The organism is Eudoraea sp. (assembly GCF_049665975.1).
Taxonomy (GTDB): Bacteria; Bacteroidota; Bacteroidia; order Flavobacteriales; family Flavobacteriaceae; genus Eudoraea.
Map to the genome: position 1 here is coordinate 1 of NZ_JBATGR010000533.1, position 9,023 is coordinate 9,023.

Consider the following 9,023-nt stretch of genomic DNA (forward strand, 5'->3'; position numbering starts at 1 on the left):
ATTTGCAAAAGTTTAGGCAAAACTACGATTTTGCAAAGTTTCTAATTGTAACACCAATCACAAAAATGCTAAATATTCATAATCTTTCTGTTTCTTTTGGAGGAGAATACCTGTTTAAAGAAATCGCGTTTAGATTAAATGCGGGCGATAGGGTTGGGCTTATTGGAAAAAATGGCGCAGGGAAATCTACCTTGCTTAAGTTGCTTTCTAAGGAAATGGAACCAGATACAGGTACATTGGCTACAGAAAAAGATATAAAAATAGGCTTTCTCAAGCAGGATCTCGATTTTGAACATGGAAGATCGGTACTTGATGAAGCCTACGAGGCTTTTACCGAAATAAAAGCATTAGAACTCAAATTGGAGCAAATAAATTTACAACTGGGGGAAAGAACGGATTACGAAAGCGAGTTTTACAATCAACTAATTATAGACTTAAATGATTTAACTCATCAATATGAAGTTCATGGTGGGTACAATTATAAGGGACAGACTGAAAGAATCCTTTTGGGCCTTGGTTTTAAAAGGGAAGATTTTGATAAAAGCACAGATACATTCTCCGGTGGATGGAGAATGCGTATAGAATTGGCTAAATTACTCTTACAGAATAATGATGTTCTTTTATTAGATGAGCCTACCAACCATTTGGATATTGATTCTATACTTTGGCTAGAGCAGTTTCTGCTTAATTATCCGGGTGCTCTGGTGATAGTTTCTCATGATAGAATGTTTTTGGATAATGTTACAAATAGAACAATAGAAATATCCCTCGGAAGAATCTACGATTACAATAAACCATATTCTAAATATTTAGAGTTACGGGAAGAAATAAAAGTACAACAGCTAAGTGCCCAAAAAAACCAGGAAAGAGAAATTCAACAAACAGAGCGTTTAATAGACAAATTCCGGGCCAAGGCCTCAAAAGCTACTATGGCTCAATCACTTATCAAGAAACTGGATAGGATGGAGCGCATTGAGGTTGATGAAGATGATCTTAGCGCTATGAAACTTAGGTTTCCAATTTCCGTAATTCCTGGAAAAGTGATATTTGAAATGGAGGACCTTTCCAAAAGTTACGGCAATAAGGAAGTTTTAAACGGAGTAGACATAATTTTGGAAAGGGATAGTAAAACCGCTTTTGTAGGCCAGAATGGACAAGGTAAAACAACCTTGGCCAAAATTCTTGTCGGGGAATTGGAGTACCAGGGTAGGCTAAAATCAGGCCATAACGTTGAGATAGGTTATTTCGCCCAAAATCAAATGGAATATCTGGATGGAAATAAAACCATCCTGGATACTATGATCGATGCTGCCAATGAGAAGAATAGAAGCAAGGTAAGGGATATATTAGGGTCTTTTCTTTTCAGCGGTGACGATGTGGATAAATATGTAAAAGTTTTATCTGGTGGGGAAAGGAACAGGTTGGCTTTGGCTAAAATGTTGCTGCAACCCTTTAATGTCCTTGTTATGGATGAACCAACAAATCATCTCGATATCAAATCTAAACATGTATTAAAAGAGGCATTGAAGCAGTTCGAAGGTACATTGATTGTGGTTTCACACGACCGGGATTTTTTACAGGGACTTACCAACAAGGTCTATGAGTTTAAGGAAAAAAGAATAAAAGAGTATTTAGGGGACATTAATTATTTTCTTGATCAGCGTAAAGTTGATGATTTCCGGGAAATCGAAAAGAAACAAAAAGATCAGAAAAAGAAAGAAAAACGTATCAACAAGCCTTCAGATTATGCAGGTCAGAAACGATTAAAGTCGCTTAAGAATAAATTAAGTACCCTTGAAAGTGACATAGCGAGTTTAGAGAAGGAGATCGCTAAAATAGATCACGACTTGTTGATGGATTACGATACTACAATTGCGATTACGGATTTTTTCGATATGTATCAGGCTAAAAAAAAGAAGCTGGAGGAGTTGATGATAAGGTGGGAAAATACCACTATAGAGCTTGAAAACAGTGCGATGGAGGAATAGAACCTAAGGTTTAATTTTTTTCACAACAGAAAAGAAGACTTTCACAACAAAAACGCGCAGTTCATCGATTATATAGGTTGTTTATCTATATAAATTAGTATTTTTGTAAGGTAATTCTTTAGTAAAGTAGGGTTTTTATTTAATTAAAGATACAACTATTTCTTAAAGTCAAATTTTTATGAAAAAGCTGCTTCTTATTCTGGTTCTTTTAATAGCTGTAAATCAGCTTGTAAATGCGAAGGTTAGTAAAGCTGAAAAAATGGCTTTAATAGATCTATATGAAAGCACCAATGGAACTTCCTGGTTAAAACAATGGCATTTAGACCAGCCGGTGTCAGAGTGGTATGGCGTTAAGGTTGAAGGAAATCATGTAGTTGAGATAAATTTATTTCGGAATAATCTTTCTGGTCTAATTCCTGAGAGCGTTAGCAACTTAAAATACTTGCGAATTCTTAATCTGGCATTTAATACGCTGAGTGGCGAGTTACCTAATACTATTACGCAGCTACAAAGCCTTGAGATTCTAAAAATAGAGATGAACAGGTTTAAAGGTAATCTTCCGGAGGAGATAGGAAACTTGGAAAATTTATTGGAGCTTACTGCTTTTAATAATTTTTTCTCTGGCGCCATTCCAAATAGTATAGGTAATATAACCAAGCTGCGGGTACTAAACCTTTCCAGTAATAATTTTGTTGGCCATATACCAGATTCAATAGGAAATCTTACAAGACTTGAAAGTCTGGGCCTTTTTGAGAACACTTTGGAGGGCGATATCCCAAGAAACTTAGGACAATTGGTTTTACTCAAGGAACTTGTACTTGCAAATAATCAATTAGGTGGGGAGATTCCAGCAGAATTTGGTCAGTTGGCTAGTCTTAAGGTGTTGCAAATTCAGAACAACAAATTTAATTCATATAAAAACCTGGAACTTATGGATACCAGGGAATTTCTGGTTTTTGATTATGATAAAGGTGATGTAAAATTGAATTTCAAAGATGTCAATTTTTCTAAAACCCGTATGGCAGACACGAAATTTGAGGATGATAATGAAAACTAGTAGTTAATTTATACTTTGGTTAGTTTTTTAAAAGGGATGCGGTCTGCATCCTTTTTTGTTTTATAAAACAATAAAATACTTAAACAAAAATTAAGAATACTTTAACATTAGTTGCATATGCAACTAATTATTTTAAGCGTTATATTTGTGGCATGGATAATACAGACATTTTGGTGGATTTTGATAAATCGATTGGTCGTTGGATCGGGAGTACCGCTAAAATGGTTGACAATTATTTACACGAAGCTTTTCAAAGTGAAGGACTGGATCTTAGTAAGGAGCAAATGGTTGTTCTTAAAAAATTACATGAAAATGATGGCCTTATTCAAAATGAATTGGCGTATCTGACATTAAGGGATAAATCTTCCCTGGCACGATTACTGGCCAAAATGGAACGTAAAGACTATATAGTCAGAAAACAGGATGAATGGGATAAGCGCGTAAACCGGGTTTTTCTTACCGGAACGGGTAGAATCACATTTAGACGAACCAGGCCCATAATAGTTAGACTAAAAGAAATCATGGAAAAAAATATTGCCGAAGAAGAGTTATATCAACTTATAACAACCCTGAAAGTCATTCAACATAATATTAGCTCTGCAGAGGGTCAAATTTAATCACAAAGTAATGAGAAAGATAATTTTATCAATATTAGGAATCTTAATTATAATAGCCTCATTTTTTTTGGCTAATCAAATTGTTAGTAGTAGGTCCAGACCAAAGGCCAAAGTAGAAAAAGTGGTAAAAACAGTTTTTACTCAAACCGTGGCCAATGGAACGGTTCCTATTATAGTCCCCGCGAATGGTAATTTAAGGGCAAAAAGGAGGGTTGAACTCTATGCTGAGGTTCAGGGTGTTTTCCGAAAGGGGAATAAACTGTTTAAAGCGGGACAACCATACCGGACTGGTGAGACAATTATCAAAATTGATGCTTCTGAATACTACGCCAGTGTACAATCGTCCAAGAGTAATTTATACAATTTAATTACTTCGATTATGCCAGATCTGCGCCTGGATTATCCTGAAGTATTTCCAAAATGGCAGGCATATCTAAGTAATTTCGACCTCAATGAAACCACTCCGCCCCTTCCTGATATGACCAGCGAGAAGGAAAAATTCTTTATTTCGGGTCGTGGAATTTTGACAAACTATTACAATGTTAAAAATATGGAGCAACGTTTGCGAAAGTATCGCATCTCTGCCCCATTTTCAGGAATACTTACAGAGGCCTTAGTTACTGAAGGCACGCTGGTGCGACCAGGTCAGAAATTGGGAGAATTTATAAATACCGATATCTATGAAATGGAGGTATCTATCAGTAAGACTTTTAGTGACCTCTTAAAACTTAATGAGGAAGTAGAGTTAGTGAATTTAGATCGTACCAAAACCTATAAAGGTTATGTTGCCCGCATTAATGGAAATGTAGACTTGGCTACCCAGACCATAAAGGCATTTATAGATGTTAAAGATCCAGACTTAAAAGAAGGCATGTATCTGGAAGCTAACCTTAATGCAAAACAAGAAGCAAATGCCATTGAAATAGATAGGAATTTGCTTCTTGAAAACAATCAGATTTTTGTAGTTCGAGACTCCATTCTTGACCGCATTGTTGTGAGACCAGTATATTTTTCTGATAAAAAAGTAGTTCTTAAAGATGTTCCTGATGGAATTTCAATACTAACCAAACCGGTTGTTGGTGCTTTTGAGGGAATGTTGGTAAAAAAATATAAAGGGGAAACAGCCAAAATAGAAAACTAATGCGAAAAGTAATCTCTTATTTCATAAAATATCATGTTGCTGTAGACGTGATAATCATAGCATTTTTCATTTTCGGAATTGTTGGAGCTTTTTCTTTGAAATCTTCATTTTTCCCTTTAACAGATTCAAAAAACATCTCAGTAAATATAACCTACCCGGGTGCATCTCCACAGGAGATTGAAGAAGGTATCGTTTTAAAAATTGAAGATAATCTCAAAGGATTGGAAGGTGTTGATAGAGTAACCTCAACTTCAAGGGAGAATAGTGGAAATATCAACGTAGAAATTGAAAAAGGACGGGATATTGATTTTATGCTTCTGCAAGTAAAAAATGCAGTAGATAGGGTACCTACATTTCCTACCGGGATGGAACCATTAATAGTTTCAAAATTAGAAGCAGTAAGACAAACAATAAGTTTTGCAATCAGTGGCGAGAATATTCCACTTGCAACCTTAAAGCAAATAGCCCGTCAGATTGAAAATGATATCCGGTCAATTGATGGCATATCCCAGATAGCTATTTCCGGGTTTCCACAAGAAGAAATTGAAATTGCTGTTAATGAAAATAACCTCCTGGCGTATGGCTTGTCTTTCCCTGAGGTAGCAAGCGCAGTATCCAATGCCAATATATTGGTCACCGGAGGTAATATTAAAACCAGTGAAGAAGAATACCTGATACGCGCAAATAATAGGTCTTATTATGGCGATGAGCTTTCTAATCTAATCATAAGGGCAGATGCCGCCGGACAAACAGTTCGACTGAAGGATATAGCAATTATTAGGGATCGTTTTTCGGAAACACCTAATGCATCTTATTTCAACGGAGACCTTTCAGTACGAACTACTATAACAAGTACGAATACGGAAGATCTTATTTCTGCTGCCGAAAAAGTCCGCAACTATATTGAAGATTTTAACCAGAAGAATAATAATATTCAGTTGAGTGTGGTAAGGGATCTTTCAACCACACTTACACAGCGTACGCAACTTCTGACGGAAAATGCCATAATTGGTATGATTCTGGTACTTATTTTTTTATCCGTATTTCTAAATACAAGATTGGCTTTTTGGGTTGCATTTGGATTGCCCGTTGCCTTTTTGGGGATGTTTATTTTTGCCGGTTTTTTCTATGTTACCATAAATGTTCTGTCCCTTTTTGGGATGATAATAGTTATTGGTATCCTGGTAGATGATGGGATTGTAATAGCTGAAAACATATATCAGCATTACGAGAAAGGAAAAACCCCGGTACAGGCGGCAATAGATGGAACTATGGAGGTAATTCCTCCTATTGTATCTGCAATTATTACCACGATACTTGCGTTCTCAATATTTTTATTTCTGGACGGACGAATAGGAGAATTTTTTGGAGAAGTTTCTGTAGTAGTAATACTTACCCTTGTAGTTTCATTGGTAGAAGCGCTAATAATTCTCCCAGCTCACCTTGCCCACTCTAAAGCCTTGCATGCAGAAGATAAAAGGCCAAAGAAAGGGCTTTCCAAAATATTTTCAAAGCTTAGGGTTATCAATAAAGGTGGAGATCAGATTATGGTTTGGTTCCGGGATAAAGCCTACAGTCCCACACTAAGATTTGCCCTGCGCTATAAATTATTAACTTTTTCTTTTTTCGTTTTTGCACTAATTCTCACCTTCGGATCAATAGGTGGGGGAATTATTAGGACTGCTTTTTTCCCCAGAATAGCCAGTGACAGGGTTCAGGTAGAATTACTTATGCCAAATGGCACCAATGAAAAAATAACAGATTCCATCATAAGCTTAATTGAGGAGAAGGCAGAAATTGTCAATCAGGAACTAACAGAACAATATCTTCAAGGTACTGGTAAAGAACTCTATGAAAATGTAATAAAAAATGTAGGCCCGGGTTCTTCAGCGGCAACACTTTCTATTAACCTTTTGCCGGGTGAGGAGCGTCCGGATGCAATCCGATCAGATGTAGTTTCGAAAAGGCTACGGGAATTGGTTGGACCGGTAATAGGTGTTGAAAGTCTTATTTACGGCTCCGGAGGTAATTTTGGAGGTGATCCGGTTTCCGTATCCTTGTTGGGGTATAACATTCAGGAATTGAAGGCTGCAAAGGAGGAGTTGAAAAATGCAATGATCAATAATCCCGACCTCAAAGATATTTCAGATAATGATCCGGCAGGGATTAAAGAAATCCGCCTTGAGCTCAAGGAAAACGCATATTTGCTGGGTCTTAATTTGAGGACAGTAATGAATCAGGTTCGGGCCGGATTTTTCGGGACTCAGGCCCAGCGTTTTCAACGAGGGCAGGATGAGATAAGGGTATGGGTAAGATATGATCGGGAAAACAGATCTTCAATAACCGACCTGGATGAAATGCGAATAGTTACTCCAAATGGCAGCAGAATACCTTTAAAAGAAATTGCTACCTATACTATTATACGGGGAGATGTGGCTATCAATCATTTAGAAGGTCAGCGTGAAATTCAATTATCATCAGATCTTAAAGATGCTAAAAAGGTTAGTGCTACAGATGTAATGACTGAAATAAGAACAGAAGTCATGCCTGAAATTCTGGCTAAATATCCCACGGTTACACCCTCATACGAAGGTCAAAACAGAGAGGCCGGAAAACTCCTAGGCTCCCTGCGTTTAGTTGGTCTTACCGTATTGTTTTTAATTTATGTTACTATAGCTTTTACTTTTCGAAGTTTTAGCCAACCTTTAATGCTGCTTTTATTGATTCCTTTTAGTTTAACTGCCGTGGCTTGGGGGCATTGGGTTCATGATTTCCCAATTAATATTTTATCAATGTTGGGGATTATTGCTCTTATTGGGATTATGGTAAACGATGGTTTAGTCCTTATTGGAAAATTTAACACTAACCTGCGATCCGGGATGACGTTTGATGATGCCATTTATGATGCAGGTCGCTCCCGATTCAGGGCTATCTTTCTAACTTCATTGACCACCATTGCAGGTTTGGCTCCATTAATACTGGAACAAAGCAGACAGGCTCAGTTTCTAATTCCTATGGCCATTTCAATTGCGTATGGGATAGCTTTTGCCACTGTTTTAACGCTGGTAATGTTGCCAATTTTTCTATCTTTTAGTAATAAGGTTAAAGTAAATGCTAAATGGTTGGCTACCGGTCATAAAGTTCCCAAAGAACATGTGGAACGAGCCATAAAAGAACAAAAAGAGGAACTAGAACAACATAATCAGCTTGTTACCAAACTTATTAAAGAATCTCCGAACAGTTTGGTGGAAGGAGAAAGCAAAAAACAGGCTTCAATAGAACTAGAAGGTAAAGAAAAATGAAAAACTATATCTGGGTTATTGTGCTATTAGTATTGAGTATTAATGCTAATGCACAGCAAAATGTATTGTCAAAAAGTGAGGCAATAGCACTCGCATTAGAGCAGAATTTTGATATAAAATTTGCCGAAAATACTGTTGAAATTGCCGATAATAATCAGGGAGTATTAAACACAGGATTTTTACCAACCCTGACCGGTTCAGCTGGAGCTACGTATAACAGGGATGATTCTACTATTGAATTTCCGGGCCAGGTAGATGAAAATGGAATTCCCAGGCCGAATTTTGAAATTAATAAAGCAGAAGCACAGCGCTATAATGCGGGGCTGAATTTAAACTATATTCTTTTTGATGGTTTAGGACGCAGATACAATTATAAAAGGCTGAAGGAACAGTACCAATTAACGGAATTGCAGGCCAGGGAAACTATCCAAAACACCATACTTCAGTTATTGAGTATCTATTTTGAAGTTGCCCGTTTATCTGAAAATGAATTTGCACAGAAAGAAGCTTTGGAGGTTTCAAAGGATCGGATTAAAAGGGCCCAATACGCATTTGAGTATGGGCAAAACACACAGTTGGATGTATTAAATGCGGAAGTTGATGTTACTAATGATAGTATAATTCTCCTAAATACCCAGAGATTATTGAAAAACACCAAACGCGACTTAAATGTTGTTTTAAATCAGGAGGTGACCAACTTTTTTGAAGTAGATACCTTAATTAGTTTTATCCCCATGTTAGAAATACAGGCGATGGTGGATGATGTATCCATAAATAACCTTGCCATCCTGCAAACGGAAAGGAATCTGTCCATAAACGAATATGACGTCAAAGTAAGTAAATCCGGGTATTTACCGGTGATTGGTTTAACGGGTTCATATGGTTGGAATTTAAATCAAAGTGCCGCCTCCGCTTTCT

The 9,023-nt window shown here is 36.9% G+C and carries 6 protein-coding genes; all 6 read left to right on the plus strand.

The features are described 5' to 3' along the window. Nucleotides 1-65 precede the first annotated feature (65 nt). Nucleotides 66-1,988 (plus strand): ABC-F family ATP-binding cassette domain-containing protein, encoded by a 1,923-nt coding sequence (locus tag WBN20_RS16820; RefSeq protein WP_424270925.1) that lies wholly within the window; start codon nt 66-68, stop codon nt 1,986-1,988. Between the two features lie 178 nt (nt 1,989-2,166). Then, on the plus strand, nt 2,167-3,045 hold the full coding sequence (locus tag WBN20_RS16825; protein WP_424282522.1) for a leucine-rich repeat domain-containing protein: 879 nt from the start codon (nt 2,167-2,169) through the stop codon (nt 3,043-3,045). Between the two features lie 152 nt (nt 3,046-3,197). Continuing rightward, a complete protein-coding gene (locus tag WBN20_RS16830) occupies nt 3,198-3,662 on the plus strand; it encodes a MarR family winged helix-turn-helix transcriptional regulator (RefSeq protein WP_424282523.1) in 465 nt (154 codons plus the stop codon). Nucleotides 3,663-3,672: 10 nt separating this feature from the next. Next, nucleotides 3,673-4,803, plus strand: coding sequence for an efflux RND transporter periplasmic adaptor subunit (locus WBN20_RS16835; protein WP_424282524.1), 1,131 nt, complete (start codon nt 3,673-3,675; stop codon nt 4,801-4,803). After that, a complete protein-coding gene (locus WBN20_RS16840; protein ID WP_424282525.1) occupies nt 4,803-8,105 on the plus strand; it encodes an efflux RND transporter permease subunit in 3,303 nt (1,100 codons plus the stop codon). The genes WBN20_RS16835 and WBN20_RS16840 overlap by 1 nt, the downstream gene beginning before the upstream one ends. Beyond that, nucleotides 8,102-9,023 (plus strand): TolC family protein (locus WBN20_RS16845; RefSeq protein ID WP_424282526.1); only part of this gene is annotated, 922 nt, incomplete at its 3' end. The genes WBN20_RS16840 and WBN20_RS16845, both read left to right, overlap by 4 nt.